Origin of the sequence: Sedimentimonas flavescens (assembly GCF_025154035.1) — a bacterium.
GTDB lineage: Bacteria > Pseudomonadota > Alphaproteobacteria > Rhodobacterales > Rhodobacteraceae > Rhodobacter > Rhodobacter flavescens.
This window is the reverse complement of sequence record NZ_JAOALJ010000006.1, coordinates 207683-233594: the sequence shown is the minus strand read 5'-3', so window position 1 is coordinate 233594 and position 25912 is coordinate 207683. Positions and strand designations below refer to the sequence as shown.

At 63.5% G+C, this 25912-nt stretch carries 26 protein-coding genes; 14 read left to right on the top strand and 12 right to left on the bottom strand.

Features of this window, described 5'->3' with window-relative positions:
* Nucleotides 1–92: 92 nt before the first annotated feature.
* Nucleotides 93–662, top strand: coding sequence for an elongation factor P (gene efp, locus N3C64_RS12965; protein ID WP_218629613.1), 570 nt, complete (start codon nt 93–95; stop codon nt 660–662).
* Between the two features lie 72 nt (nt 663–734).
* Here efp and irrA read toward each other — a convergent pair whose 3' ends face one another.
* Nucleotides 735–1160, bottom strand: a complete 426-nt coding sequence (irrA, locus tag N3C64_RS12960; RefSeq protein ID WP_236021103.1) for an iron response transcriptional regulator IrrA — start codon at nt 1158–1160, stop codon at nt 735–737.
* A gap of 150 nt (nt 1161–1310) precedes the next feature.
* Here irrA and fabA point away from each other — a divergent pair, with 150 nt between their 5' ends.
* The 4 genes from fabA (at nt 1311) to N3C64_RS12940 (ending at nt 4632) form a co-directional block, all read left to right on the top strand.
* On the top strand, nt 1311–1820 hold the full coding sequence (fabA, locus tag N3C64_RS12955) for a bifunctional 3-hydroxydecanoyl-ACP dehydratase/trans-2-decenoyl-ACP isomerase (RefSeq protein WP_218629614.1): 510 nt from the start codon (nt 1311–1313) through the stop codon (nt 1818–1820).
* A gap of 27 nt (nt 1821–1847) precedes the next feature.
* Nucleotides 1848–3077, top strand: a complete 1230-nt coding sequence (fabB, locus tag N3C64_RS12950) for a beta-ketoacyl-ACP synthase I (RefSeq protein WP_260014781.1) — start codon at nt 1848–1850, stop codon at nt 3075–3077.
* A 4-nt stretch (nt 3078–3081) separates the two neighbouring features.
* Nucleotides 3082–3870, top strand: a complete 789-nt coding sequence (locus N3C64_RS12945) for an enoyl-ACP reductase FabI (protein ID WP_233676018.1) — start codon at nt 3082–3084, stop codon at nt 3868–3870.
* Nucleotides 3871–3948: 78 nt separating this feature from the next.
* Nucleotides 3949–4632 (top strand): haloacid dehalogenase type II, encoded by a 684-nt coding sequence (locus N3C64_RS12940; RefSeq protein ID WP_260014780.1) that lies wholly within the window; start codon nt 3949–3951, stop codon nt 4630–4632.
* On the opposite strand, the gene N3C64_RS12935 is transcribed toward N3C64_RS12940, so the two are convergent.
* A complete protein-coding gene (locus N3C64_RS12935; RefSeq protein WP_218629618.1) occupies nt 4616–5212 on the bottom strand; it encodes a hypothetical protein in 597 nt (198 codons plus the stop codon). The two genes, N3C64_RS12940 and N3C64_RS12935, sit on opposite strands and share 17 nt — an antisense overlap.
* A gap of 59 nt (nt 5213–5271) precedes the next feature.
* On the opposite strand from N3C64_RS12935, the gene N3C64_RS12930 reads away from it, so the two are divergent.
* Nucleotides 5272–6108, top strand: a complete 837-nt coding sequence (locus tag N3C64_RS12930; protein ID WP_260014779.1) for an alpha/beta fold hydrolase — start codon at nt 5272–5274, stop codon at nt 6106–6108.
* Between the two features lie 8 nt (nt 6109–6116).
* Here N3C64_RS12930 and N3C64_RS12925 read toward each other — a convergent pair whose 3' ends face one another.
* Genes N3C64_RS12925 through thyX form a run of 4 tightly spaced genes read right to left on the bottom strand, consistent with a single transcriptional unit; the run spans nt 6117 to nt 8799 of the window.
* A complete protein-coding gene (locus tag N3C64_RS12925) occupies nt 6117–6545 on the bottom strand; it encodes a DUF1810 domain-containing protein (RefSeq protein WP_260014778.1) in 429 nt (142 codons plus the stop codon).
* A 12-nt stretch (nt 6546–6557) separates the two neighbouring features.
* On the bottom strand, nt 6558–7019 hold the full coding sequence (locus N3C64_RS12920) for a Panacea domain-containing protein (RefSeq protein ID WP_260014777.1): 462 nt from the start codon (nt 7017–7019) through the stop codon (nt 6558–6560).
* A gap of 8 nt (nt 7020–7027) precedes the next feature.
* Nucleotides 7028–7888 carry a hypothetical protein gene (locus N3C64_RS12915; RefSeq protein ID WP_260014776.1) on the bottom strand — a complete coding sequence of 287 codons (861 nt, stop codon included), beginning with the start codon at nt 7886–7888 and terminating at the stop codon, nt 7028–7030.
* A complete protein-coding gene (gene thyX, locus N3C64_RS12910; protein WP_260014775.1) occupies nt 7885–8799 on the bottom strand; it encodes an FAD-dependent thymidylate synthase in 915 nt (304 codons plus the stop codon). The genes N3C64_RS12915 and thyX overlap by 4 nt, the downstream gene beginning before the upstream one ends.
* 194 nt (nt 8800–8993) lie before the next feature.
* Here thyX and N3C64_RS12905 point away from each other — a divergent pair, with 194 nt between their 5' ends.
* From N3C64_RS12905 to N3C64_RS12895, 3 genes are read left to right on the top strand one after another with little or no spacing between them, the layout of a single operon-like run.
* Nucleotides 8994–9992, top strand: coding sequence for a hypothetical protein (locus N3C64_RS12905; RefSeq protein ID WP_260014774.1), 999 nt, complete (start codon nt 8994–8996; stop codon nt 9990–9992).
* Nucleotides 9993–9994: 2 nt separating this feature from the next.
* Nucleotides 9995–11410, top strand: a complete 1416-nt coding sequence (locus N3C64_RS12900; RefSeq protein ID WP_260014773.1) for a surface lipoprotein assembly modifier — start codon at nt 9995–9997, stop codon at nt 11408–11410.
* A gap of 39 nt (nt 11411–11449) precedes the next feature.
* Nucleotides 11450–11878: a VOC family protein gene (locus N3C64_RS12895; protein ID WP_260014772.1), complete on the top strand. Its 429-nt coding sequence runs from the start codon at nt 11450–11452 to the stop codon at nt 11876–11878.
* Here the strand turns inward: N3C64_RS12895 and pth are convergent, their stop codons facing one another.
* Complete coding sequence (gene pth / locus N3C64_RS12890) at nt 11879–12559, bottom strand: aminoacyl-tRNA hydrolase (RefSeq protein WP_260014771.1); 681 nt, start codon at nt 12557–12559, stop codon at nt 11879–11881.
* 111 nt (nt 12560–12670) lie between these two features.
* On the bottom strand, nt 12671–13678 hold the full coding sequence (gene ftrA, locus N3C64_RS12885) for a transcriptional regulator FtrA (RefSeq protein ID WP_260014770.1): 1008 nt from the start codon (nt 13676–13678) through the stop codon (nt 12671–12673).
* Between the two features lie 65 nt (nt 13679–13743).
* Here ftrA and N3C64_RS12880 point away from each other — a divergent pair, with 65 nt between their 5' ends.
* Nucleotides 13744–14145, top strand: a complete 402-nt coding sequence (locus N3C64_RS12880) for a rhodanese-like domain-containing protein (protein WP_260014769.1) — start codon at nt 13744–13746, stop codon at nt 14143–14145.
* A 66-nt stretch (nt 14146–14211) separates the two neighbouring features.
* Here the strand turns inward: N3C64_RS12880 and N3C64_RS12875 are convergent, their stop codons facing one another.
* Nucleotides 14212–14823, bottom strand: coding sequence for a 50S ribosomal protein L25/general stress protein Ctc (locus tag N3C64_RS12875; RefSeq protein ID WP_218629629.1), 612 nt, complete (start codon nt 14821–14823; stop codon nt 14212–14214).
* A 237-nt stretch (nt 14824–15060) separates the two neighbouring features.
* On the opposite strand from N3C64_RS12875, the gene N3C64_RS12870 reads away from it, so the two are divergent.
* Nucleotides 15061–16242: an MFS transporter gene (locus N3C64_RS12870; protein ID WP_260014768.1), complete on the top strand. Its 1182-nt coding sequence runs from the start codon at nt 15061–15063 to the stop codon at nt 16240–16242.
* On the opposite strand, the gene N3C64_RS12865 is transcribed toward N3C64_RS12870, so the two are convergent.
* Complete coding sequence (locus N3C64_RS12865; RefSeq protein ID WP_218629631.1) at nt 16233–17396, bottom strand: alpha-hydroxy acid oxidase; 1164 nt, start codon at nt 17394–17396, stop codon at nt 16233–16235. The two genes, N3C64_RS12870 and N3C64_RS12865, sit on opposite strands and share 10 nt — an antisense overlap.
* A gap of 120 nt (nt 17397–17516) precedes the next feature.
* On the opposite strand from N3C64_RS12865, the gene N3C64_RS12860 reads away from it, so the two are divergent.
* On the top strand, nt 17517–18287 hold the full coding sequence (locus N3C64_RS12860) for a ZIP family metal transporter (protein WP_260014767.1): 771 nt from the start codon (nt 17517–17519) through the stop codon (nt 18285–18287).
* Between the two features lie 49 nt (nt 18288–18336).
* Here the strand turns inward: N3C64_RS12860 and gatB are convergent, their stop codons facing one another.
* Together gatB and pepN are read right to left on the bottom strand one after the other, a co-directional pair.
* A complete protein-coding gene (gene gatB, locus N3C64_RS12855) occupies nt 18337–19854 on the bottom strand; it encodes an Asp-tRNA(Asn)/Glu-tRNA(Gln) amidotransferase subunit GatB (RefSeq protein WP_260014766.1) in 1518 nt (505 codons plus the stop codon).
* 233 nt (nt 19855–20087) lie between these two features.
* Entirely contained in the window at nt 20088–22634 is a 2547-nt protein-coding gene (pepN, locus tag N3C64_RS12850) for an aminopeptidase N (protein WP_260014765.1), read from the bottom strand.
* A 259-nt stretch (nt 22635–22893) separates the two neighbouring features.
* On the opposite strand from pepN, the gene N3C64_RS12845 reads away from it, so the two are divergent.
* Entirely contained in the window at nt 22894–25050 is a 2157-nt protein-coding gene (locus N3C64_RS12845) for a malate synthase G (protein WP_260014764.1), read from the top strand.
* 103 nt (nt 25051–25153) lie between these two features.
* Nucleotides 25154–25912 carry a gamma-glutamyl-gamma-aminobutyrate hydrolase family protein gene (locus N3C64_RS12840; protein ID WP_218629636.1) on the top strand — a complete coding sequence of 253 codons (759 nt, stop codon included), beginning with the start codon at nt 25154–25156 and terminating at the stop codon, nt 25910–25912.

The window sequence follows — 25912 nt, the reverse complement described above, 5'->3', positions numbered from 1 at the left end:
CAGGCTTTTCGCTGGAAATCTGGTCCGGGATGGTTTAGGCGCTTCGCCATCCGGGCGCCAGAGCCTGTCTAATCTTATCAAGGACCCTTCCCATGGCAAAAGTGATCGCCTCTTCGATCCGCAAGGGCAACGTCATCGACATGAATGGCGTTCTCTACATCGTGCTCACCGCTGAAAACGTCCACCCGGGCAAGGGCAACTCGGTCACGCAGGTCGAAATGCGCCGCATCTCGGACGGCGTGAAGGTCCAGGAACGCTGGCGCACCGTCGACTCGGTCGAGAAGGCCCATGTGGACGAGAACGAATTCGACTTCCTCTATGAGGATGGCGAAGGCTACCACTTCATGAACCCCGAGACTTACGACCAGATCACCGTGTCGGAAGATGTCGTGGGCGACGCCAAGGTTCACCTGCGCGACGGTATCCGCGTGTGGATGCTGACCCATGAAGGCGTGGCGCTGTCGATCGAACTGCCGCAAAAGGTCACCGTCGAGGTCGAAGAGACCGAGCCGGTCGTGAAGGGTCAGACCGCCTCGTCGTCCTACAAGCCCGCCACCTGCACCGGCGGCATCCGCGTGATGGTACCGCCGCATATCGGCGTGGGCACCCGCATCGTGATCAACACGACCGACAACTCCTATGTCGAGCGCGCGAAGGACTGACCCTTCGCCGCTGCCGGCAAACGAAAGGCGCCCTCTGGGCGCCTTTTTCATTTCCGGGTGTTGTCGTGTTTCTCAGGCCTTGCGGACGCGGATGATCACATCGACGCGGGTGATCTCGGCACCCTCGGGCGGGGCGGGGATGCGGGCCAGTTCGAGTTCCTCCGCCGGGGCGTCCGACAGCAGGTTCTCGTCTTCCCAGAAGAAATGCGGATGATCGTCCATGCGCGTGTCGAAATAAGAGCGCGTGCCATCCACGGTGATCTCGTGCATCAGCCCGGCATCGCAGAAGGCGCGCAACGTATTGTAAACGGTCGCAAGCGAGACCTTCTCGCCGGACTCGAGGGCTGCGGCATAAAGACCCTCGGCGGTCACGTGCCGGTCATGGCCATCGCCCACCAGCAGCGAGGCAAGCGACAGGCGCTGCCGGGTGGGGCGCAGCCCGCCTTCGGTCAGCCATTTCTGGCCACGTTGCATCGCGATCGTTGTTATCAAGGTCATATCTCCCTTGCCGGTTTATATGTTGCCATGCGCCCTTATTTCAATGACTTTTCGTGATGTGAGCGTTATCGCTGCGCGTCCACGGCCCTTGCGCGCGCAGCTTTGCGGGTGCTAGAGGGATGAGGAAAGAGCAATGGGGGGAAAAAGCCGATGACAGGCTTTCCGACAAGCTTCGGTAAAGAAGACCTTTTGAAATGTGCGCGCGGCGAGCTGTTCGGGCCGGGTAATGCCCAGCTTCCTGCGCCGCCGATGCTGATGATGGACCGTATCACCGAGATCTCGGGCGACGGCGGTCTGCACGGCAAGGGTCACGTCGTGGCCGAATTCGACATCACCCCCGATCTGTGGTTCTTCGAGTGCCATTTCCCCGGCAACCCGATCATGCCCGGCTGCCTCGGCCTTGACGGCCTGTGGCAGCTGACCGGCTTCAACCTCGGCTGGCGCGGCTGGCAGGGGCGCGGCTATGCGCTCGGCGTGGGTGAGGTCAAGCTGACCGGCATGGTGCGCCCCGATCGCAAGATGCTGACCTACAAGGTCGATTTCACCAAAGCCATTCAGACCCGCCGCCTGACCATGGGCGTGGCCGACGGCATTGTCGAAGCCGATGGCGAGGTTATCTACCAGGTCAAGGACATGAAGGTGGCTCTCTCCGAGAGCTGATCCCTTTCTTACTACAGGAGGCCGCACATGCGCCGCGTCGTCATTACCGGGCTGGGGATCGTCTCGCCCATCGGCAACAATGCCGCCGAAGTCACCGCCAGCCTGCGTGCGGGCCGTTCGGGTATCGTCTTCGCCCCCGAATATGCCGAGCATGGCTTCCGCAGCCAGGTTCACGGCATGCCGCAGATCGTGCTGGAAGACCATATCGACAAGCGCAACCTGCGCTTCATGGGCGCGGGCGCGGCCTATAACTTCCTCGCCATGGAGCAGGCGATCGCTGACTCGGGGCTTGAGGATGGCGACATCTCGAACCCGCGCACGGGCCTCGTGATGGGCTCGGGCGGTCCCTCCACCCATAACGTCTTCGAGGCGCACCGGATCGTGCTGGAAAAGGGCAGCCCCAAGCGCATGGGTCCGTTCATGGTGACGCGCTGCATGTCCTCGACCAACTCGGCCTGCCTTGCCACGCCGTTCAAGATCAAGGGCGTGAACTACTCGATCACCTCGGCCTGCTCGACCTCGGCGCATTGCATCGGCAACGGTGCGGAGCTGATCCAGATGGGCAAGCAGGACGTTGTCTTTGCCGGTGGCGGCGAAGAGCTTGACTGGACGCTGTCGTGCCTGTTCGACGCGATGGGCGCCATGAGCTCGAAATACAACGATGCGCCGGCAACGGCTTCGCGCCCGTTCGATGCGACCCGCGACGGTTTCGTCATCGCGGGCGGTGCTGGTGTGGTGGTGCTGGAAGAGCTGGAGCACGCCAAGGCCCGCGGCGCCAAGATCTATGCCGAAGTGACCGGCTATGGCGCGACATCGGATGGCTACGACATGGTGGCCCCCTCGGGCGAGGGTGGCGAGCGTTCGATGCGTCTGGCTCTGTCCACGCTGCCCGAAGGCCGCAAGGTCAGCTATATCAACGCGCACGGCACCTCGACCCCCGCGGGTGACGTGACCGAAGTGCAGGCCGTCCGCCGCGTCTTCGGCGAGGGCAATGTGCCGCCGATCGCTTCGACCAAGTCGCTCACCGGGCACTCGCTCGGCGCGACTGGCGTGCATGAGGCGATCTATTCGCTGCTGATGATGGAGAACGGCTTCATCGCGGCCTCGGCCAACGTCACGCAGCTTGATCCGGCGATCAAGCCCGAAGAGATCGCCACGACGCTGCGCGATAACGTCGAATTCGACACGGTTCTGTCGAACAGCTTCGGCTTCGGTGGCACCAATGCCACCTTGGTCATGAGCAAGCTGAAGGACTGAGCCGATGGCCGATCTGATGAAGGGCAAGCGTGGCCTGGTGATGGGCGTCGCCAATGAACGCTCGATCGCTTGGGGGATTGCCTCGGCGCTGGCCGCCGAGGGCGCTGAACTGGCGTTTTCCTACCAGGGCGAGGCCTTTGGCAAGCGCGTCGAGCCGCTGGCGGCCTCGGTCGGCTCGTCCTTCCTGGTCGATGTCGATGTGAATGATGACGCCTCGATGGATGCGGCCTTCGCGCGGATCAAGGACGAATGGGGCAGCCTCGATTTCGTGGTCCATGCCATCGCCTATTCCGATAAGAACGAGCTGGCCGGGCGTTTCATCAATACCTCGCGCGACAACTTCAAGAACTCGCTGGCGATCTCGTGCTACTCGTTCATCGACGTGGCGCGTCGTGCGTCTGAGTTGATGCCCGAGGGCGGCTCGCTGATCACGCTGACCTATGGCGGGTCGAACCGGGTGACGCCGTTCTACAACGTGATGGGCGTGGCCAAGGCCGCGCTGGAAAGCGCCGTGCGCTATCTGGCGAACGATCTGGGGCCGCAGGGCATCCGCGTGAATGCGGTCTCGCCCGGTCCGATGAAGACGCTGGCAGGCGCGGCCATTGGCGGTGCGCGCAAGACCTACCGCCACACCGAAGCGAACGCGCCCCTGCGCCACAATGCGACGCTGGAATCGGTTGGTGGCGCGGCGGTGTTCCTGTGCTCGGACTACGGCGCCTGCACCACCGGCGACATCATCATGGTGGACAGCGGCTACCACGTTCTGGGCATGCCCCAATCCGAGAACATCTGACCCGATTGTCAGGATGTACCGAAGGGGCCTTTCGAGGCCCCTTTTTTCGTGCCAGCATCAGGGCAGGGAGGAACCGCAATGACCATCAAGCTTGCCGTTTTCGACGCCTATGGAACGCTGTTCGACGTGGATGCCGCCGCGCGAGAGCTTGCCATGCGCGATCCAAGGCTGACGCCGATCTGGCCGCAGCTTGCCTTCGACTGGCGCCGCAAGCAGCTGGAATACAGCTGGCTGCGCGAGGTCATGGGCGAATACGTGGATTTTTGGCAGCTTACCCGCGACGGGCTCGACTGGGCGATGGCGGCGCAAAGTGTGCAGGACCCGGACCTGGCCGAGGCGCTGATGGCGCTTTACCGCGAGCTGCCCGCCTATAAGGAGGTGCCCGCGATGCTTGCGGCGCTCAAGGCGCGCGGGGTGGGGCGGGCGATCTTGTCGAACGGCTCGCCTGAGATGCTCGACGCCGCGGTCCATGCCGCCGGGATCGACGGGCTTATCGACGAGGTCCTCTCGGTCGCCAGCATCCGCCGGTTCAAACCCGCGCAAGCGGTCTATGACCTTGTGGAAGAGCGGATGGGCGTGCGCCCGCATGAGGTTCTGTTTGTCTCGTCCAACGGCTGGGATGCGGCTGGTGCCGCGCGGGCCGGGTTTCGGGTGGCCTGGGTGAATCGCGCCGGTTTCCCGCGCGAGCGGCTGCCCTGGAAGCCTGCTGACATGCTCAAGGATCTGAGCGGGGTTCCCGACCTGCTCACTCCTCTTTCGTGACCTTGCGCAACTCGCGCCGGAAGCGGGGGGAGTTCTTCTCGAACCCTTCGGCATCGCCGAAGTCGCAGAACTCGCCGTAATAGGCATGTGCGCCCTTCACCCGGCGGGCATGCTTGATCGGGCACCAGTATTTCTCGGTCCGGGCCGAGACTTCTCGCACGTAAGACACGACCCCGTTGCCGTAACCGCAATACATGCAATTGAGTTTCTGGATCGCGTTCAGATAGGCGAGGTTCTGACGGTCGATGACGATGTGATCGCGGCGGCGCACCTTCTCGATGCCGTAGACCGGGAAGCAGACCCACTGATAGATCGTCACGAACAGATCGAGCAGCGCGAAGGGGATGACGACCGCATAGATCACCGGGACGGTCAGAAAGACCAGCGGGCGCGAGCGCCGCAGGAACAGCCAAAGATGCACGCGCGCCATGCGGTGCGCTTCCCTGACGCCTTCTTCGAACTCGATCTTGCCGCGCTCTATATGATAGCGCATCTGCTCGCGTTGGGCGTCCCATTCCTGCTCAATCTGAGTTTCCAGCTCGGCCAGCCGGGCCTGTAACTTTTCCAGCGTGTCGGACATGACGACCTCCGTCTTTGCCGTTAAGGTAGCCGCAAACAGCTTGGTTCCAAGAGGGGAAAATGTCGGATATCCAATATTTTACGGCGGAAGACGGGGCGCGGATCGCCTATCGCGACGAGGGCGAGGGGCTGCCGGTTCTGGCGCTGGCAGGGTTGACCCGGACTGGGCGGGATTTTGACTACGTAGCGCCATTCCTTAAGAATTATCGTTTGATCCGAATGGATTACCGCGGGCGCGGCGAAAGCCAGTGGACCGGGGCGCAGACCTATACCGTGCCGCAGGAGGGCGGGGACGCGCTGCGGCTGCTCGATCACCTCGGGTTGGAAAAGGCCGCGATTCTTGGAACCTCGCGGGGCGGGCTGATCGGGATGTTCCTTGCCGCGGTGGCGAAGGAGCGCCTGCTTGGGGTGTGCCTCAATGATGTCGGGCCGGTTCTGGAGCGCGGCGGGCTGGAGCGGATCTTCGACTATGTGGGCCGCGATCCGATTGCCAAGTCGTTGGCGGAACTGGCAGAAAAGCTGCCGAAGGTGATGCCGGGCTTCGCCAATGTGCCCGCCAGCCGTTGGGCCGAGGAGGTCTCGCACCACTACCTGCAGACCGACCACGGGGTGAAGATCAACTACGACCCGGAGCTGCGCGAGGCCTTCCTTGCGGCCTTCCAGGGCGATGCGCTCCCCGAGGCGTGGCCGCTGTTCGAAGCCTGCGCTGACCTGCCCATGTGTCTGCTTCGGGGTCAGAATTCCGATCTGCTGAGCCACGCGGCGGCGCTGGAAATGTGCGCGCGGCGGCCCGACATGGTCTTTGCCGAGGTGCCGGACCGGGCGCATGTGCCCTTCCTTGACGAGCCCGAGGCGGTCGCCGCGATCACGCGCTGGCTTGGGATAATCGCGGCCTGAGCGGCGCGTCAGCCCCCTGAACGGGCGATCTCGGCCAGGGTCAGGGGGCAGCGGGTGCCGCCGAAGAAGGTGTCGATCAGCGCGGTGAAGGGCGCGCGGGTGGCGGCGTCGGGGCTGGCGGCCTCGAACAGCGTCGCGCAGGAGCGCGGCTTGAGCGCATCGACGGGGCCCATGATCTGCTCGATCGGCGTGCCGGGGTGGGAGAGGACGGCCTGCGCCGCCTCGATCAGCCGGGCGCGCAGAAGCGGGTCGGCCAGATAGTCGCGCGCCTCATCCAGATCGCGCAGCCCGTATTCCACCGCCTGCGCACTGCGCCCGAGCACGGCCAGTTGCGGGAAGATCCACCAGATCCAATGCGTCAGCTTGCGCCCCTGCCGGAGTTCGCGCAGGGCGAGCGGGTAGTCTCGGGTCTGGGGTGCGTGGAAGCGTTGAGACATGGATTATATAATCTATGCTTCTACTTTTGCTGCCTCTATCAAGTCCAGATAGGTGTATCTGTTGGAGTTCTTTATTGGTGGAGTGCTGTACACCAACTTGATAAACTCCTGCCAATAAAGAGATCGTGTTTCAGAAATAACTTCGTCGAGAATCTTTTTCTCGTCGATAGACATTTTTTTGCCTTCTTCGCCGGTTCCAATGTAGTCGATGCTTTCTTTTCTATCGCCATACATGTTGGTCCCAGAGGTGACTTTAAGGCGTGGATCTGATCTGGCAGTGTCGATGACGTCGTCAACATACGGGCCAAAATTATGAAAAAACCATCGGATGTTTGATAGCTGTTTTTTATTTCTCTGTGCGGATTTCCAGTCGGCAAGATATACCATTTTGGTAATCCGCGCCTTCGACAACTCCGACTTAATTGGGTAGTTGTCCGTAAGATAGGCGATAATGTCTCCTAGCGATGCTGGCATGCCAACTCCTACCTAGTATCGTAAGGGTTAAGAACTTCATCTAACACACCGAGGTACTTTACAAGCCTTGAAATCGTTAGCGCTTCGTCAGTAAGCAATTTTTCGATCGCCACTGTCCGGAGTTTGCCCACATTCGTGCATTCGAAGACGATTACGCCAACTCTCACGTCGTCATCGTGATCACTCAAAGACTTCACGAAGAACTCCTTCGACTGCATTCTCAGCGAGCTGGGAGGAGTGGATGCGCCTCCGCCGTCAAGCTTGATGGCGAGGGCGTTTTTGAACTCTTCCGAGTCGCAACTGTGTTCACTGCTGAAATGTGCAGTTCCTGTTGTCTGCCATGCCAGGCCTATCAGACCTTCGCTGGCCGGCAGCGTGTCACGACCTGCTGCATTGTATCTTTGTTGAGGGGCGTAGCGAAATATGTTTCTAAAAAGAGAGTGGTTTTCGGAATCAATCTTAAAAATACTTACTCGACAGTCGTCATCAAATCCCGTGATGTTTTGGGTGAGCATGTACTTTAGTGATGCCTGAACGCTCTTGTAATAATTTTCTCTAGTATATCTGTGATCCTCGGATTCTTGTGAGAATTTTTCAGATATACGCGTCAGATCGACGTGCGCCTGCTCGCAATCAGAAGCTTTTTTGGAAAACTTTTCGCTCTTAATTAGAAGTAATATATATAATATAGATAATGCCGGAATCCAGGGTATAGGTGTTGCAAAATCTAGCAAGGAACTTTTTGCTATGTCTAGAATTCGCGTGCTAGTAATGTTCGCCTTCCAAGGTAACCACCAAGACGAATACGCGAGAATAACGCTGAATATGAATGTAGTAGCTTGGCTGAGAAGGAAGTAATTGTCTCTCACCCCCACACCTCCATAAACTCCCGCCACTCGCCCTTGGACATGCCCGAGGTTTCCTGCGTGACGGCCTCGCCACCCAGACGGCGCTTGAGCACTTCGACGGCTTTGCCCGACAGGTTCACCCCGCCGAGGCGGTAGTCCTCAAAGGCCGCGTAGGCCTGGGGCACCCAGTCGCGGACGATGTCGCACATCGTCTCGGCATAGACGCGGATCTCGTACTGCGCGTGGCTGTCGGCGCGCAGGCGCAGGAAGTGGAAGAGGTTGTGCAGGTCAATCTTCCAGTACCACTGGGTGTAGATGTTGGCGGGCAGGTTCATGCGTGCAAGCTCGCGCGCGAGGCCGAGCTTGCCGGTGTCCTCGTCGGGGGTGAGCATGTCCTCGTAATGGTCATAGCTGCGCATCGCGTCCTCGCGCAGCAGGTCGAGGACGCGGGCGGCCTCGGCGCCTTCGAGCACCTGGCCGCGGCCCTGGTTGTTGACCTTCGACTGGGCGGCGAGGGCCTCGGGGGCGGGGATGTAGAACTCGCGGTCGAGGATCGAGTAGCGGGCCGAGTATTCGTTGACGTTGGCGGTGCGGTGGCGGATCCACTGGCGGGCCACGAAGACCGGGAGTTTGACGTGGAACTTGACCTCGCACATCTCGAACGGGGTCGAGTGCCAGTGCCGCATGAGGTAGCGGATCAGGCCCTTGTCGTCGGACACGGCCTTGGTGCCCTTGCCGTAGCTGACGCGGGCGGCCTGACAAATGGCGGCGTCGTCGCCCATGTAGTCGATGACCCGCACGAGGCCGTGATCGAGCACCTCATGGGCGGTGTAGAGGCGGGCCTCCATCCCCGGCGAGGTGGCGCGCAGCGTGGTCTGGGGCTGGGCGCGCTGCGCCTCGATCTCGGCGAGCTGTTCGGGGGTAAGCGACATGAGGTTCCTCCGGCGAATAGAATCGGGACGACTATATATGCGATATGCGCTTCACGAAACCGCGAGATGATGTGGCTCGCGCGCGAGGTGTCGCAGCAGGGGCACGGCCCTCGCGCAAACGTGTTGAAGAATTGACTTTTGAGGGCGGTTTCGGCACCCTTGCCCTCAAGGCAGGAACACAGAAAGAAAACATAATGAGCAAGCATCTTTTTCCCCTGTTGGCAGTGCTGACTCTTGCGGCATGTGATGGGCCCGCAGTTGTTGGCGCCGGCGGTGGTGGCACGGACCCCGGCGACACGACCGGGTTGCCCGGTACCGAGAACCCGACCTCGTCGGCGTCGATCACGCGCTATGAGCCGGCTGATGGCGATGGCAGCGGCTATGCCGAGTCCTTCACCTACGACTCGGATACCGATACGTTCTCGGTCGACAACCTCGCGTTCGACGGCGACAACCAGTACACGCGCGTGACCGGCGGATCGTTCGATACCTTCCCCTACCGCGTCTACGAAGGCCCGGCGACCGAGCCCGATGGCGTGACCGGCACGCCGATCGGCCAGTTGGTCCACCGCTCGATCATGGGCGTCAGCGACACCGGTTCGGTTGAGTTCGCAATCGTTCGCGCGGGTTCCTACGTGAACTACGGCTTTGGCGGCTTCGTCTACTCGCGCAACGGCTCGGTCAAGATCACCATCCCGAGCACCGGGCAGGCGCATTATGCGGGCGACTACATGGCGCTGCGCGACTTCAAAGGCCGCGCCGATCTGGAATATGCGACCGGCGATATGGAAGTCGATATCGACTTTGAAGACTTCAACAACGGCGATGCGGTCAAGGGGTTTGTCTATAACCGCAGGATCTATGATATCGACGGCAACGATATCACCGCCGACGTCGTTACGGGGCTTCAGGATACCTATAGCAACACTGATATCACCGTATTGCCCGCTCTCAGCTTCGTCATTCAGGGCGGCACGATCGACAGCAACGGTGAAATGTCGGGTGAGCTGAGCAGCCACGTCATGAATGGCGATGGCGCGCTGGAGCAGCTGGAGTCGGGCAAGTACTACGCCGTCCTTTCGGGCAGCGACATGGAAGAGATCGTCGGCGTGATCGTCGTCAGCGGCGCTGATCCGCGCTACGATGGCGTTACGGTTCGTGAAACCGGCGGCTTCATCCTGACCCGCGAGTAACGATGTTCGGCTGGGCTCAACCCAGGGAACGCCAACTCCGCCTGTCGAAGATTTTGGGCGCAGCGCTTTTGGGGGTCGGCCTTCTGGTCGGCCCGCTGAGCGCAGAGGCGACTGCCGAGGTTCCTGCCGGCAAGGTCGCCCTGTCGCCCGACGATTTCTATCGGCTGGGGGAGGAGGCTCTGGACGCCGGGCGCCCCGATGTGGCGCGCGGCGTGGCCGAGCGTCTCTTGACGCGCGATCCGAATGATGTTCGGGCGCATATCCTGCTGTCGCGTGCGGCGCGCGACATGGGGGATTTTGACCTGGCCCGAAAGGCCGCGCAAACGGCCTACGAACTGGCCGGCAACGATCGCCAGAAATACGCCGCGGCGATGATGCGCGCGCAAGCCGAGGCTTCGGACGGGAACCGCACCATCGCGCAGTTCTGGTTGCGTCGCGCGGGCGAATTGGCGCCAGACGCGCGGGCATTGCAGACGGCCAAGCGGGACTTCCGATATGTGCGTTCCCGCAATCCGCTATCCACGCGGCTTAGCTTTGGAATAACGCCCACTTCGAACATCAACGGCGGATCTGAAAACGATACGCTCTGGCTTTATGGGCTACCCTTCACCATTTCCGACGACGCTCAGGCACTTTCGGGTCTCCAGACGCGGTTCAACTTTTCGCTTGAGCGCACGATCATCGAGAATCCGATGATGCGAACGTCGCTTGGATTCAACTGGAACACGCGTCTCTATACGCTTTCGTCCGAGGCCAAGGACAAGGCGCCCGACGCGCACGGATCGGATTACAATTTCGCTGCGGCCGAGGTCTTTCTTTGGCATCGGCAACGCCCCAAGGACCGCAAGGGCGAGTGGGATGCCCGCCTGACCTTGGGCCATAACACCTATGGTGGCGACCCGCTGTCGAACTATGTCCGCTTCGACGGTGGGCGGACCTTCGTCTTTCCAGACCGGAGCGAGCTGCGTCTTGGCGGCGGGCTTGAGCAGCAGTGGCGTCTGGACGATGAACGCAAGGACGCTTGGGTTCAGACCGTCGCGATGGACTATCGGCGCTTTTTGGATCAAGGCATCTTCTCGCTCGGTGTGGAGGCAAGCAGCGTCGACTCGGATTTCACCAGCATTGACCACAAGAGTGTTGCCTTCGAGCTCGGCTACGATCTGAGCAAGCCGGTGGCCGGGGCGCTTCTGGGCTTCGATATGCGCGTCGAGGGGCGTGATTACGAGCTCTCCCCCTATAGCGCTGACGGGCGAGAGGATGTGGAACTGAACCTCGGGATGTCGGTGTTCTTGCCACAGTATGACTATATGGGCTTTGCGCCCGAGGTGGGTCTACACGCGCGTCGCACCAATTCGAACGTCACGCTTTACGATGTCCGCGAGTTGGGCATGAGCGTGTCTTTGCGCTCGACCTTCTGAACTGGCGGGTTAGGTTCGGATCAGGCGAAGGAGGCCGCGATGAAGATCAGATATCTGCACACGATGGTCCGGGTTCTCGACCTGGACAAGAGCCTGGCGTTTTATGCGCTGCTGGGGCTGAAGGAGACGCGCCGCTACGAGAGCGAGCAGGGCCGCTTTACGCTGGTTTTCATGGCGCCAGAGGGGCAGGAGAAGTGCCCGGTCGAACTGACTTGGAATTGGGATGGCGATACGGGGTTGCCCTCGGACAGCCGGCATTTCGGGCATCTGGCCTATGAGGTCGAGGATATCTACGCGATGTGCCAGCACCTGATGGACAATGGTGTGACGATCAACCGTCCGCCGCGCGACGGGCGCATGGCCTTTGTGCGCTCGCCCGACAATGTTTCGATCGAGCTGTTGCAGGCGGGGGGGGCGCTGGCCCAGGCTGAGCCTTGGGTCAGCATGGAGAACACGGGTCACTGGTGATCAGCGTTTGAAGCGATCCGCGAGTTTCTGCAGCGGCGTCCGGGTATCTTCGGGCGCCGTTTGCGTGGCGGCGGGTTTCGGCTCGGGCGGTTTGGTGCCAGTCGAGGCGCGCGGGGGCGCGGTGCGCAGGCTGACGGCGTTCAGAAAACGTGGCCCGTCGCCTGCGGCGAGAGCGGGGGCGCCATCCGAGATGCCGCGCAGCAGGTCATCGAGCCAGTCCTGATCGGCCTTGGCGAAATCCGACAGCACATAGGGCGCGACGCGATCCTTGTGGCCGGGGTGGCCGATGCCAAGGCGAACGCGCGCATAGGCCTCGCCCAGATGCTGGTGGATCGAGCGCAGCCCGTTGTGGCCCGCGTGCCCGCCGCCCGATTTGAGGCGGATCTTGCCGGGGGCGAGGTCAAGCTCGTCATGAAAAACCGTGATGGCCTCGGGCGGGATCTTGTAGAAATCGGCGGTGGCGCGCACCGATTGGCCCGAGAGGTTCATGAAAGTTTCGGGCTTGAGCAGGATGACGCGGGCGGAGCCGAAGCGGCCCTCGGAGACGACGCCCTGGAAGGCCTTGCGCCAGGGGCCGAAGCCGTGATCGGCGGCGATGCGATCGAGCGCCATGAAGCCGATATTGTGCCGGTTGGCGGCGTATTTCGCGCCCGGATTCCCGAGGCCGACCCAAAGCTGCATGGCGCATCTCCTTTCGTCCGGGTTTTAGCGGGGGCGGGGGCGGGGGGCCAGCCCCCTCTTTGCGCGTACCGCGCAAATTCACCCCCGAGGTATCTCGGCCAAGAAGAAGGGTCAGGCGCTTGAGCGGGAAAAGCGGCGCCGCCAGGCCGAGGGGGAGAGGCCGTAGCGGGCGTGGAAATGGTGGCGCAGCAGGGCGGCGGAAGAAAAGCCCGAGGCCTCGGCCACAGCGTCGATGCTGTCGGTGCCGCCCTCAAGCAGTTCGGCGGCGCGGGACAGGCGGGCCTCGGCCAGGAAGCGGATCGGGGTGGTGCCGGTGGCCTCATTGAAGCGGCGCAGGAAGGTGCGTTCGGAGAGGCCCGCACGGGTGGCCAGCGATTTGACCGAGGGGGTTTCGGTCAGGTTGGCGCGCAGGCTCTCGATCAGCGGCGAGAGGCGGGCGGCCTCGTGATTGCGGGGGACGGGGCGGGGCAGGAACTGGGCCTGGCCACCTTCGCGGTGGGCGGGCATGACGAGGCGGCGGGCGACGGAATTGGCGGCCTCGGCGCCGAAGTCGCGGCGGATGATGTGGAGGCCAAGGTCCATGCCCGCGGCGGAACCCGCCGAGGTCAGGATCTGGCCTTCGTCGATATAGAGCACCTCGGGGCGCAGATCGACATTCGGGTAGCGGCGGGTGAAAGCCTCGGCGTAGCGCCAATGGGTGGTGGCGGCGCGGCGGTCCAGTAGCCCCGTGGCGGCCAGAACGAAGGCGCCTGAGCATATCGAAGCGAGGCGGGCGCCGCGGGTATGGGCGGCGCGCAGGGCCTGGATGAGTTCGGGCGGGACGGGCGCATCAGCGCCTTTCCAGCCGGGGACGACGATCAGCCCTGCCTCGGCCAGCAGTTCCATTCCGCCGCTGGAGGTGACGCTGAGACCTCCTTGGGCGCGCAGAGGCCCCGGCTCAATCGCGGCCGTGGCGAAGCGATACCAGTTCGGCCCCATCTCAGGGCGCGAAAGCCCGAAGATTTCCGCGACGATGCCAAATTCGAAGGTGCAAAGCCCGTCATAGGCCAGCGCCACGACCCGATTGTTGGGAATAGGTGGCAGGTCGAGGAATGGCAGAATGTATTCGTTCGTTGTCATTCTGCCAGCTTACGCGGTTTGCGGCCCTGCGGCAAGATGGGGTCATCGAAGCAATGGAGATGCCGATGAACGCCGTCCTGAAACGCCCTGCGCCCGCCGCCGAAGCGATTGTCGCGCCGCTTGAGGTGCAATGCGCGCTGCATACCGATTGCTCGGATGTCCATGCTGTATTCGCGGCGGGGGGCGATCCGGGGTTCGTGTTGCTGCACACGATGGGCACGCCCGAGACCTATGCTCGCCGCCACGTGCCCCGGTCGGTCTTCCTGCCGCATCGCTTTATCACCGAAGAGCGGATGGCCGAGTGGCCCGCCGAGACGCTGTTCGTCGTCTATTGCTCGGGGCCGCATTGCAACGCGGCCGAGCAGGCGGCGCTGGCGCTGGCCAAGTTGGGGCGGCCGGTGAAGATCATGCTGGGCGGCATCTTGGGCTGGGAATTCGAGGGCTACGGCTTCGACCACGGCGCCTGAAGCGCGAGACGCAAAAGAAAAACGCCGGGCCAAGGCCCGGCGTTTCGCATTCCGAGGAGTAACGAATTACTCTTCCGCAGCGGCTTCTTCGTTGTCCGACGAACGCAGGCCCGAGGGTGCAGCGATGTTGGCGATGACGAAGTTGCGGTCGATGGTCGGCTTGCAGCCTTCCGGCAGGGCGATGTCGTTGATGTGGATGACGTCGCCGATCTGCTTGCCGGTCAGGTCCACGGTGATGTGGTCCGGAATGTCACCGGCCTGAACTTCCAGTTCGACTTCCGGACGAACCACGGTCAGGGTGCCGCCGCGTTTGAGGCCGGGCGCCGCTTCGTGGTTCTCGAAGGTCACGTGGATGAACAGGTTGATGCGCGAGGCGCGGTGGGTACGCATGAAGTCGATATGCGTCGGCAGATCCTTGACCACGTCTTTCTGCACACCGCGGCAGATCACGCGCACGTCGTCCTGACCGGCAACCTGAAGGTTGAACAGGGTCGACATGAAGCGGCCCTTGCGCAGGCGGGTCAGCAGCTTGTTGTAGTCGAGGTTGATGGCGAGCGGGTCTTTACCGTCACCATAGACGATGCCGGGCACATAGCCCTCACGACGTGCTGCGCGAGCGGCCCCCTTGCCCGTCCCCGTGCGCACGACGGCTTCGATCGTTTCGATCTCTTTAGCCATTTTGCAATTCTCCAATTGGCGTTTCGGGCCCCCTCCAAGGGTGTGGGCCCATGAGCGTGCGCGCATACGCGCAAATGGCCTGAATGGCAAGAGGGCGCGGCGCATTTGTTGCGCGGGGCCAGGTTTCATCACGCTTTGGTAACAGCTTGCGCGGGGCTTTGCCAATCGGGCTGGGGGCGGGGCTTTCGGGGGCGTTGCGCGCGTGGTAGCGCAATCGCGAGTGAGAAGGGGAAGCGGATGAGCTTTGCGGCCGAAATACGCGCGAGCCGGGCGACCGGAGCGGCGCTGGCGATGCTGGGGGCGTATTGGGGCGGGTTCGTGCCTTGGCTGCCGGAGTACAAGGCGCGCATGGGCGTCAGTGACGCCGTTCTGGGGCAGATCCTGCTGGCCTCGGCGGCGGGCGGGATGCTGGCGATGGCGCTTGCGCCGCGTGTGGGGCGCTGGCTCGAGGCGCGACTTGGCGGGCGGGCGATGCTGCCGCTGGGGCTTCTTTTGGCACTGGCGTATCTGCTGCCGCTGACGGTTGGCGGGCCTTGGGGGATGGTCGTGGCGCTCTTGGGGATGGGGGCGGCGATGTCCTCGCTCGACATCGCGGCGAATGTGCATATCTCCGAGGCGGAGGAGCGCGAGGGGCTGCACCTGATGAACCTCAACCATGCGCTGTTCTCGCTGGCCTTCGCGGTTTCGGCGGTGGCCAACGGGCTCGCGCGCCGCGCCGGAGTGCCGCCCGAGCAGGCGCTGCCGGTCGTTGCACTTGTGCTGGCGGCGATGGCGCTCATTTTCCTCGGCCCGCGCGACGCGGTGCATCAGGCGTCTGTGGGAGAGGAGGCGCGGCCGCGCGGCGGGGCCGTGCCGCTGGCGCTGGTCATCGCGGGCGGCTCGGTGCTGTTTGCGGCCTTCGTGGCCGAGAACTCGGTCGAGACCTGGGCGACGTTTCATTTCGAGCGCAATCTGGGCGCGGCACCGGGCGAGGGCGCCTTTGGCCCGGCGATGTTTGCCTTCATGATGGGGGTGGGGCGGCTGTTCGGACAGGCGCTGGCAAGGGTGCTCGGCTCGGTGCGGCTTCTGGTTCTGTCGGCGGGTCTGGGGGTCTTCGGCGCGCTGGTCGTGGCGCTGAGCGGGATCTTATGGCTCTCGATCCTTGGGGTCGCGCTGATCGGGCTGGGGGCGGCGGTGGTCGTGCCCTCGGCCTCGTCACTGATCGGGCACGCGGCGCCGGTACAGGCACGGGCGCGCGCGATCTCGCTGACCTGGATGGTCGGCTTCACCGGTTTCTTCATCGGCCCGGTGGTCATGGGGCTGATTGCCCAGACCGTGGGGCTGTTCTGGGGCTTTGGCCTGATCGCGGTGCTGATGGGTAGCATCGTGCTGGCGCTCGGGCCGCTGCGGCAGCCCGAGGCCCGCGCCGCTCAGCTATAGGCGTTCAGGAACCCTTGCGGGATCAGCAGGTTCTCGCGCTTGAGGTCATGCACGTTGCGCTCGCCACACAGCGCCATCGAGATGTCGAGTTCCTTCTGGATCACCTCGAGCGCCTTGGTCACGCCGGGCTCCCCCATGGCGCCAAGACCATAGACGAAGGCGCGGCCGATCATCGTGCCCTTCGCGCCAAGTGCCAGCGCCTTGAGCACGTCCTGACCCGAGCGGATGCCGCTGTCGAGCCAGACCTCGGTCTTGTTGCCGACCGCCGAGACGATCTCGGGTAGCACCCGGATCGAGGACAGCGCGCCATCCAGCTGCCGCCCGCCGTGGTTCGACACCACGATCGCATCGGCGCCAACAGAGGCCGCCATCTCGGCATCCTCGACGTCAAGGATACCCTTCAGGATCACCTTGCCGCCCCACATATCCATCAGTTTCTTGATCTTGTCCCAGTTCAGGGTCGGATCGAATTTCTCGGCCGTCCAGGTGGACAGAGAGGAAGGGTCCGATACGCCCTCGACATGACCCACGATATTGCCGAAAAAGCGCCGCTTGGTGCCCAGCATCTCAAGGCCCCATTGCCACTTGGTGGCTAGGTCCATCAGCACCGGCAGGGTGAATTTCGGCGGCGCGGTCAGGCCGTTCTTGAGGTCTTTGTGGCGCTGCCCGAGGATTTGCAGATCGACCGTGATCACCAGCGCCGAGCAGCCCGCCGCCCGGGCGCGGTTGAGCACGTCGCGGTTAAACTTGTCGTCGTTGAGCGTGTAGATCTGGAACCAGAAGGGAGCCTGCGTCGCCTCGGCCACGTCTTCGATCGAGCAGATCGACATGGTCGAGAGCGTGAACGGAACCCCGAACTTGGCTGCGGCGCGCGCGGCCTTGATCTCGCCATCGGCGCGCTGCATCCCCGTCAGCCCGACCGGCGCCAGCGCCACCGGCATCGCTACCTTCTGCCCCACCATCGTGCTTTCGGTCGAGCGCCCCGACATATCCACGGCCACTTTCTGGCGCAGGCGGATCTGTGCAAAATCGGACGTATTCTCGCGGAAGGTCTGTTCGGAATACGAGCCGCTCTCGGCGTAATCGTAGAACATCTTGGGGGTGCGGCGCTTGTGCAGGCGCTTCAGATCGTCGATGCAGGTGATGACGGGCATGGTCCCTCCGCTGATTGGTTAGTTGACTTTACCAATTTTGCACGTTTTAGGCAATCCTGAACTTTAGCATCTTGCACTTTGTCAGCGGCTCGGGTGCATTGCGGCCGAAGGGAGCGCGTGATGGACAGTGTTCTTTACGGGTTGATGGGCGGCCTTGTTGCGGCTGCGGCAACCACGGCAGGGGCAATTCCGGCGCTGATCGGTAAGTCGATGTCGCAGCGCACAGCGGACACGATGCTGGGTTTCGCGGCGGGAGTGATGCTGTCGGCCTCCTATTTCTCGCTGATCCTGCCCGGAATCGCGGTGGCCGAAGAGATGTTCGGCGTGGTCTGGATCGCGGCCGGTGTCGCGGCGGTGGGGATCGCGCTTGGCGCGGGGTTCGTGGCCTGGCTCAACCGTATTCTGCCGCATGAGCATTTCACCTCGGGGCGCGAGGGGGCGGATGCGGCGCGACTGGCACGGATCTGGCTCTTCGTGCTGGCGATCACCATCCATAACTTCCCCGAGGGCCTGTCGATCGGCGTGGCCTTCGGTGCAGATCGCGCCAAGGGCCTTTCGGTGATGACCGGGATCTCGCTACAAGATATCCCCGAGGGGCTGGCTGTCGCGGTTGCGCTGGTGGGGCAGGGCTACACCCGCACGCGCGCCTTCTTCGTCACCATGCTGACAGGGTTGGTCGAACCGGTCGGCTCGGTGATCGGGGCGACAGCGGTGTCGATCTCGGGGACGTTGCTGCCTTGGGGGCTGACCTTCGCGGCAGGTGCGATGCTCTACATCATCAGTCACGAGATCCTGCCAGAAACGCACCGCAACGGCCATCAGAACCGCGCGACGGCGGGGTTGCTGTTCGGCCTGATCCTGATGATGTTCCTGGATGTGACACTGGGCTGAGGCCCGGCGGCAATGAAAAAGGGCGCCGCGCGGCGCCCTTTCCTTTGGCTCAGAGGCCGAGTTTCTTTGCGACGATCTCGTTCACCGCCGCCGGGTTGGCCTTGCCACCCGAGGCCTTGATGACCTGCCCGGTGAACCAGCCCGCAAGCTTCGGGTTCTGCTTGGCCTTCTCGACCTGCGCCGGGTTGGCGGCGATGATCTCGTCCACCGCGGTCTCGATCGCGCCGAGGTCGGTGACCTGCTTCATGCCGCGCGCCTCGACGATCTGGGCCGGGTCGCCGCCTTCGGTGTAGACGATCTCGAACACATCCTTGGCGATCTTGCCCGAGATGTCGCCCGCCTTGATCAGCTTGATGATGCCGCCAAGCTGCACTGGGTTGACCGGGCTGTCGGTGATCTCATGGCCTTCCTTCTTGAGGCGACCGAAAAGCTCGTTGATGACCCAGTTGGCCGCGAGCTTGCCGTCGCCGGCCTCGGCCACCACGGCCTCGAAGTAATCCGCGTTCTCGACCTCGGCGGTCAGCACCGAGGCGTCGTATTCCGACAGGCCCAGATCGGTGACGAAGCGCGCCTTCTTCTCGTCGGGCAATTCCGGCATGGTTGCGGCGATGTCGTCTACCCAGCCCTGCTCGATTTCCAGCGGCAGCAGGTCGGGGCAGGGGAAGTAGCGATAGTCATGCGCCTCTTCCTTCGAGCGCATCGAGCGCGTCTCGCCCTTGTCCGGGTCATACAGGCGGGTTTCCTGCACGATCTTGCCGCCATCCTCGATGATCGCGATCTGGCGGCGCGCCTCGAATTCGATGGCCTGCTGAATGAAGCGCATCGAGTTCATGTTCTTGATCTCGCAGCGGGTGCCGAGATGCGAGAAATCGCCGCTTTCCTGGAATTTCTCATAGGCGCCCGGCTTGCAGACCGAGACGTTCACGTCGCAGCGCAGGTTGCCGTTTTGCATGTTGCCGTCGCAGGTGCCCAGGTAGCGCAGGATCTGGCGCAGCTTGCCGACATAAGCGGCAGCCTCCTCGGGGCCGCGAATGTCGGGGCGCGAGACGATCTCCATCAGCGCGACGCCGGTGCGGTTGAGATCGACGAAGGACATGTTCGGATCCATGTCGTGGATCGACTTGCCCGCGTCCTGCTCAAGGTGAATACGCTCGATGCGTACACGGCGGGCGACGCCCGGCCCCATGTCGACGATGATCTCGCCCTCGCCCACGATCGGGTGGTAAAGCTGGCTGATCTGGTAGCCTTGCGGCAGGTCCGGGTAGAAGTAGTTCTTGCGGTCGAAGGCCGAGCGCAGGTTGATCTCTGCCTTCAGGCCAAGCCCGGTGCGCACGGCCTGAGCCACGCAGAACTCGTTGATCACCGGAAGCATCCCCGGCATGGCCGCGTCCACGAAGGCCACGTTCGAGTTGGGCTCCGCCCCGAAGGTGGTCGAGGCGCCCGAGAAGAGCTTGGCGTTCGAGCTGACCTGGGCGTGAACCTCAAGGCCGATCACCAGCTCCCAGTCAGATTTCGCGCCGGCAATGACTTTGGGTTCGGGGGCTTTAAAGGAAAGGTGGTCGAGCATGGTCCGCTTCCGTCATCCGTAGGTTACCTGCCTTCTAGGACAGGGGCGCGCGAGGGGCAAGCCTTGCTGCGCTGGCGAGAGGTGTAGAAGGGGGCGCTGCCCCCTCTTTCGGGCGAGCGCCCGAAATTCACCCCCGAGGTACTTGGGCCAAGAAGAATACCCATTTCTCCTTGTGCAAATACCTCAGGGGTGAGGCCCGGAGGGCCGAGGGGGCTGCGCCCCCTTCTTGTCCCTTATCCCAACAGACGTGCGGTCATTTCGGACAGGTCTCGGCTGAGGCCGTCGGTCGCGGCGATGCGTTCGAGCTCGGTGCGGACCAGGGCTTGGCGCGTCTTGTCATAGCGCGGCCAGGTTTCGAAGGCCGTCGACATGCGCGCCGCCGTTTGCGGGTTGAGCGGATCGAGGCGGATCAACCAGTCGGCATAGAACCGGTAGCCCGCGCCGTCTGCCCGATGGAAGCCCGCGTGGTTGGCGGAGAAGCCGCCGAGCAGGCTGCGGAAGCGGTTGGGGTTTTTCCACTCGAAGGCCGGATCGGTGGCGAGGGTGGTCACCCGTTCGGCCGCGGTTTGGGGGGGGCAGAGCGAGGCTTGGACTAGGAACCATTTGTCCATCACCAAGCGCACGTCTTTCCAGCGGCTGCGGAACTGCGCGAGCGCGCCTTCGGCCTTGCCTGCGGTAATCAGGTTGGACAGGGCACCCAGGCTTTCGGTCATGTTGTCGGCCGAGGCAAAGAGGGCCTCTGCCCGTCTGGCGCCGTCGATTTGTGACAGGAGCGCGAGAGCCGCGAGGCGCAGGGAGCGGCAACCTGCGGGGGCGGCGTCGGGCGTATAGGCGCCGGGGACGGCCATGGACTCATAGGTTGCACTCAGCGCGACCTCATGGCGTTGGGCGAGGGTCGTCATCAACGCGCCTCGGGCGGTGTGGATCGCCTCGGGGTCGGGGGTGGTGCCGCTGGCGTGGAGGGCCTGAGCGATCTCATCCTCGCCGGGTAGGCGCAGGATCAACGCGCGGAAGGCCGGATCGGCGGTGTCGTCGGCGAGCAGGCGGCCGATGGCGTCGAGATATTCGGCAGCGGGCGGGGCGCCCTTGGTCATATCCATAAGGGTCTGGCGGGCAAGACTACGGGCAGCCTCCCACCGATTGAACGGATCGGTGTCATGCGCGAGAAGGAAGGCTTGTTCGGCGGCGCTTGTGGCGCGCTCGAGCACGGCGGGGGCCGAGAAGTTGCGCAGGATCGAGGGCACCGGGCGCGTGGAAAGACCCGTAAATGTGAAGCTCTGCCGCGCCTCGGTCATCTCGAGGACGGTCGTCGGCACCACCTCGTTACCGTTGGGCGACAGCAGCCCCACGGCGATCGGCATGTGGCGGGGCGTTTTGTGCGGCTGGCCGGGGGTTGGGGGCGTCTGCTGCTCGAAGGTCAGCGTGTAGGTATCATCGGCGTAATCGTCGGTCACGCGCAGGCGCGGAGTGCCCGCATCGGTGTACCAGCGCTTGAACTGGCCCAGATCGCGGCCCGAGCTATCCTCGAATACCTTGATCCAGTCTTCTATGGTGCAGGCCTGCCCGTCGTGGCGTTCGAAATAGAGGTCGAGCGCCTTGCGGTAGCCTTCATCGCCCACAAGCGTGCGCAGCATTCCTACAACCTCTGCGCCCTTTTCGTAGACGGTGGCGGTGTAGAAGTTGTTGATCTCTCGGTAATGATCGGGGCGCGGGGGATGGGCGAGGGGGCCCTGATCCTCGCGGAACTGGCGGGCGCGCAGGGCGATTACATCCTCGATCCGCTTGACCGGGCCAAGGCGCATGTCGGCGGTGAAGGACTGGTCGCGGAACACGGTCAGCCCCTCTTTCAGGCAGAGCTGGAACCAGTCGCGGCAGGTGATGCGGTTGCCGGTCCAGTTGTGGAAATACTCATGCGCGATGACCGCCTCGATGCGCTCGTAATCGGTGTCGGTCGCGGTCTCGGGCGAGGCGAGCACGAGCTTGGAGTTGAAGATGTTCAGCCCCTTGTTCTCCATCGCGCCCATGTTGAAGTCATCGACAGCGACGATGTTGAAGATGTCGAGGTCGTATTCGCGCCCGTAGGCCTCTTCGTCCCATTTCATAGAGCGTTGCAGCGCGCCAAGGGCGAAGGCGCAGTGGTCCTCGTCCCCCGGACGGACATAGATGTTCAGCGCGACCTCGCGGCCCGAGGCGGTGGTGAAGCTGCCAGAATGTGCCACCAGATCGCCCGCGACGAGCGCGAAGAGATAGGTGGGCTTGGGCCAGGGGTCGTCCCATTCGGCCCAACCGGGACCGGATGCGACCGGGTTGCCGTTCGACAGAAGGACGGGCAGATCGCCTTCGATCCGCACGCGGAAGGGGGCCATTACGTCGGGGCGGTCGGGGTAGTAGGTGATCTTGCGGAAGCCCTCGGCCTCGCATTGGGTGCAATACATGCCGTTGGACATGTAGAGGCCCTCGAGTGCGGTGTTACCCTCGGGGGCGATCTCGACTTCGGTTTCCAGGGTAAAGGGCGCCTCGGGCAGGGCCGCGGGGTGGACCGTCATGCCGCTGGGGGTGATCAGGTAGTCCGAGGGTGTCAGCGCCACGCCGTCGATCGCTGCCGAGATCAGGCGCAGTTGCTCGCCATCAAGGCGCAGCGCGGCGCCGGGCGAGAGCGGAGTCATGGCAATGTGCGCCTGAACGCGGGTCGCATGGGGCGCCAGCCGAAAACGCAGCGAGACCTTGTCGATGTTGAACGGGTAGGGGGTGTAATCGGCCAGATAGGTCGTGCCGTCCATGACTGCTCCTGCGAAACTGTTTTCGGGCGGAGCCTAGGGCGCGGCTCTGCGGGGTTCAAGCCAATGGCGGATCACAGCTTGCGGCGTGCGCGGGAAGGCAAGCGCGTGCCAGTTCCTCGGGACGTGTTGGGCCGAAAATCGCTCAAATCGCCTGAATTGGTTAGGGCAGTTCACCAAAATGGGGTCTAGATAATGGAAATCTCTGGACAGCGCCCGGTCGCTGCACAAGATTAGGTCCGCATGTCAGGGGAGGCAGAAGATGGAACGAGTGGAGCGCGAAGGTCTTGAGGTTGCAGCCGAACTGGCGGCCTTCATCGAAGAGCGGGCGCTGCCGGGCACCGGTGTCGATCCCGCGAAGTTCTGGAGAGGGCTCTCGGGCCTGCTGCACGATCTGGGGCCGAAGAACCGGGCGCTGCTGGACAAGCGCGAGGCTATTCAGGCGCGGATCGACGACTGGCATCTGCATAACCGTGGCAAGGGCCATGACCCGGTCGCCTACAAGGAATTCCTGGTCGAAATCGGCTATCTGCTGCCCGAGGGGCCGGATTTCGACATCGAGACCCCCGCCACTGACCCCGAATTCGCCGAGGTCTGCGGGCCGCAGCTGGTCGTGCCGATCACCAATGCGCGCTATGCGCTGAACGCTGCCAATGCCCGTTGGGGCAGCCTCTATGATGCGCTTTACGGAACCGATGCACTGGGTGACCGCGCTGAGGGGGCGGGGTTCGACGCGGCGCGCGGGGCGCGGGTGATCGCGCGGGCGAAGGCGTTTCTGGACGAGGCCGCGCCGCTGGTGGGTGGTAGCTGGGCCTCGGTCACGCGGCTTTGGGTGCAGGATGGCGGGCTGTTCGCGGATGGCGACGAGGAAACCGGGCTGCGCGATCCCGCGCAATTCGTGGGCTATGCGGGCGCGGCGGGCGCGCCGACCTCTGTCGTGCTGACAAACAACGGGCTGCATGTGATCGTCGATATTGACCCCGAGCACCCGATTGGCTGCGGCGATCCGGCGGGGATCAGCGATGTGCGGCTCGAATCCGCGCTCTCGTCGATCATGGATTGCGAGGATTCTGTCGCCTGCGTCGATGCGGCTGACAAGGTGCAGGCCTATTCAAACTGGCTTGGTCTGATGCGTGGCGATCTGACCGAGGTGGTCAGCAAGGGCGAGCGCAGCTTTGTCCGCGCGCTGAACCCGGACCTGAACTTCACCGCGCCCGAGGGCGGCGAGGTCACGCTCAAGGGCCGCGCGCTGATGCTGGTGCGCAATGTGGGCCATCTGATGACCAACCCCGCGATCCTGACGCGCGACGGCGACGAGGTCTTCGAGGGGCTGATGGATGCGATGATCACCACGCTCTGCGCGCTGCACGATCTGCAAAAGGACGCCGGCGCACGGAACTCGGTCACCGGCTCGGTCTATGTTGTGAAGCCCAAGATGCATGGTCCCGAAGAGGTCGCCTTTGCCTGCGAGATCTTCGACCGGGTCGAGCACTGCCTCGGTCTGCCGCGCCATACCGTGAAGCTGGGCATCATGGATGAAGAGCGCCGGACCTCGGTCAACCTCAAGGAATGCATCCGCGCGGCCAAGCACCGCGTGGCCTTCATCAACACGGGCTTCCTCGACCGGACGGGCGACGAGATCCACAGCTCGATGGAGGCCGGGCCGATGCTGCGCAAGGGCGAGATGAAATCTCAGCCCTGGATCCAGGCCTATGAGGATCGCAACGTCGATATCGGCCTGAAATGCGGGCTGGCGGGCAAGGCGCAGATCGGCAAGGGGATGTGGGCGATGCCTGATCGCATGGCCGACATGCTGGAGCAGAAGCTTACGCATCCGATGGCCGGGGCGAACTGCGCCTGGGTGCCTTCGCCCACGGCGGCCACGCTTCACGCCACGCATTACCATCAGGTCGACGTCAAGGCCCGCCAACGCGAGATCGCAGCGATGAAGCGCCCCTCGCGCCTCGATGATCTGCTGACGATCCCGCTGGCTTCGGGGCGCAACTATTCGGATGCCGACATCACCGCCGAGATCGAGAACAACGCGCAGGGCATTCTTGGGTATGTTGTGCGGTGGGTCGATCAGGGTGTCGGGTGCTCGACCGTGCCCGATATTCATGACGTGGGCCTCATGGAGGACCGCGCGACCTGCCGTATCAGCTCGCAGGCGCTGGCGAACTGGCTGCATCACGGCGTGGTCAGCGAAGGCCGCGTGATGGAGGCGCTGCGCAAGATGGCCAAGGTGGTGGATCGCCAGAACGCGGGCGATCCAAATTACACACCGATGGCGCCGGGCTATGACGGGCTTGCCTTCCAGGCCGCCTGCGATCTGGTGTTTTTGGGCCGGGTGCAACCCTCGGGTTACACCGAGCCGGTTCTGCATCAGCGGCGGGCACAGGTGAAGGCGCTGGCTCGCTAAGCGCCCAACGCGCGGGAAGGCGCAGCCCTGCACAGGGGCTGCGCATTCTTCGAGCTTTTCAACACGATGGCAGAGGGTTAGCTTGATCCGAAAGGAGCGCGCAATGACCAGACCCGTCGTAGGTATCATCGGCAACCGCGGATTGGTGAACGACCGCTATCCCGTCCATGAGGGCGGGCAGATGAACTCCTGCGCGGTCAGCCATGTCGCGGGCTGCATTCCCCTGCTGATCCCCGCCGACCCGGACTTTCTGTCGATCGAGGAGTTGATGGAGGTTTGCGACGGTTTCCTGCTGACCGGCGGGCGCCCGAACGTGCATCCCGAGGAATACGGTGAGATCGAGACCGACAAGCACGGCACCTTTGATCGGGCGCGCGACGCGATCACCCTGCCGCTGGTGCGGGCCTGCGTCGAGCGTGGCCAGCCCTTCTTCGGGATCTGCCGCGGCTTTCAGGAGGTCAACGTCGCCATGGGCGGTACGCTGCACCCCGAGATCCGCGAATTGCCCGGTCGCATGAATCACCGCATGCCCCCCGAAGGCACGCTGGAAGAGGCCTTCGCCCTGCGTCACAAGGTGCTCTTGCAGCCCGGCGGGCGGTTCGCCGCGCTTTTCGGCGCCGAAGAGGTGGTGACCAACACGCTGCACGGGCAGGGGATCGCCACGCCGGGCGAGCGTATCGTGATCGAGGGCCGCGCCGAGGACGGCACGCCCGAGGCGATCTACGTCAAGGACGCGCCTGGCTTTACGCTGTCGGTGCAGTGGCATCCCGAATGGAATGCTGAAGATGACCCGGTCTCGCGCCCGCTGTTCCGCGCCTTCGGCGATGCGGTCCGGCAATGGGCAGCGGCGAAGGTGGCTTGA

Excerpts from the sequence above, each read along its gene's own strand:
- fabB (WP_260014781.1), top strand. The coding sequence starts at position 1,848 with ATGCGCCGCGTCGTCATTACCGGGCTGGGGATCGTCTCGCCCATCGGC.
- N3C64_RS12840 (WP_218629636.1), top strand. The coding sequence starts at position 25,154 with ATGACCAGACCCGTCGTAGGTATCATCGGCAACCGCGGATTGGTGAAC.
- pepN (WP_260014765.1), bottom strand. The coding sequence starts at position 22,634 with ATGGACGGCACGACCTATCTGGCCGATTACACCCCCTACCCGTTCAAC.
- thyX (WP_260014775.1), bottom strand. The coding sequence starts at position 8,799 with ATGTCGCTTACCCCCGAACAGCTCGCCGAGATCGAGGCGCAGCGCGCC.
- N3C64_RS12845 (WP_260014764.1), top strand. The coding sequence starts at position 22,894 with ATGGAACGAGTGGAGCGCGAAGGTCTTGAGGTTGCAGCCGAACTGGCG.
- efp (WP_218629613.1), top strand. The coding sequence starts at position 93 with ATGGCAAAAGTGATCGCCTCTTCGATCCGCAAGGGCAACGTCATCGAC.
- N3C64_RS12865 (WP_218629631.1), bottom strand. The coding sequence starts at position 17,396 with ATGCCCGTCATCACCTGCATCGACGATCTGAAGCGCCTGCACAAGCGC.
- N3C64_RS12860 (WP_260014767.1), top strand. The coding sequence starts at position 17,517 with ATGGACAGTGTTCTTTACGGGTTGATGGGCGGCCTTGTTGCGGCTGCG.
- N3C64_RS12880 (WP_260014769.1), top strand. The coding sequence starts at position 13,744 with ATGAACGCCGTCCTGAAACGCCCTGCGCCCGCCGCCGAAGCGATTGTC.
- pth (WP_260014771.1), bottom strand. The coding sequence starts at position 12,559 with ATGCAGCTTTGGGTCGGCCTCGGGAATCCGGGCGCGAAATACGCCGCC.
- N3C64_RS12870 (WP_260014768.1), top strand. The coding sequence starts at position 15,061 with ATGAGCTTTGCGGCCGAAATACGCGCGAGCCGGGCGACCGGAGCGGCG.
- N3C64_RS12875 (WP_218629629.1), bottom strand. The coding sequence starts at position 14,823 with ATGGCTAAAGAGATCGAAACGATCGAAGCCGTCGTGCGCACGGGGACG.
- N3C64_RS12920 (WP_260014777.1), bottom strand. The coding sequence starts at position 7,019 with ATGCCAGCATCGCTAGGAGACATTATCGCCTATCTTACGGACAACTAC.
- N3C64_RS12925 (WP_260014778.1), bottom strand. The coding sequence starts at position 6,545 with ATGTCTCAACGCTTCCACGCACCCCAGACCCGAGACTACCCGCTCGCC.
- fabA (WP_218629614.1), top strand. The coding sequence starts at position 1,311 with ATGACAGGCTTTCCGACAAGCTTCGGTAAAGAAGACCTTTTGAAATGT.
- N3C64_RS12895 (WP_260014772.1), top strand. The coding sequence starts at position 11,450 with ATGAAGATCAGATATCTGCACACGATGGTCCGGGTTCTCGACCTGGAC.
- irrA (WP_236021103.1), bottom strand. The coding sequence starts at position 1,160 with ATGACCTTGATAACAACGATCGCGATGCAACGTGGCCAGAAATGGCTG.
- N3C64_RS12900 (WP_260014773.1), top strand. The coding sequence starts at position 9,995 with ATGTTCGGCTGGGCTCAACCCAGGGAACGCCAACTCCGCCTGTCGAAG.
- N3C64_RS12945 (WP_233676018.1), top strand. The coding sequence starts at position 3,082 with ATGGCCGATCTGATGAAGGGCAAGCGTGGCCTGGTGATGGGCGTCGCC.
- N3C64_RS12905 (WP_260014774.1), top strand. The coding sequence starts at position 8,994 with ATGAGCAAGCATCTTTTTCCCCTGTTGGCAGTGCTGACTCTTGCGGCA.
- N3C64_RS12940 (WP_260014780.1), top strand. The coding sequence starts at position 3,949 with ATGACCATCAAGCTTGCCGTTTTCGACGCCTATGGAACGCTGTTCGAC.
- gatB (WP_260014766.1), bottom strand. The coding sequence starts at position 19,854 with ATGCTCGACCACCTTTCCTTTAAAGCCCCCGAACCCAAAGTCATTGCC.
- N3C64_RS12930 (WP_260014779.1), top strand. The coding sequence starts at position 5,272 with ATGTCGGATATCCAATATTTTACGGCGGAAGACGGGGCGCGGATCGCC.
- ftrA (WP_260014770.1), bottom strand. The coding sequence starts at position 13,678 with ATGACAACGAACGAATACATTCTGCCATTCCTCGACCTGCCACCTATT.
- N3C64_RS12935 (WP_218629618.1), bottom strand. The coding sequence starts at position 5,212 with ATGTCCGACACGCTGGAAAAGTTACAGGCCCGGCTGGCCGAGCTGGAA.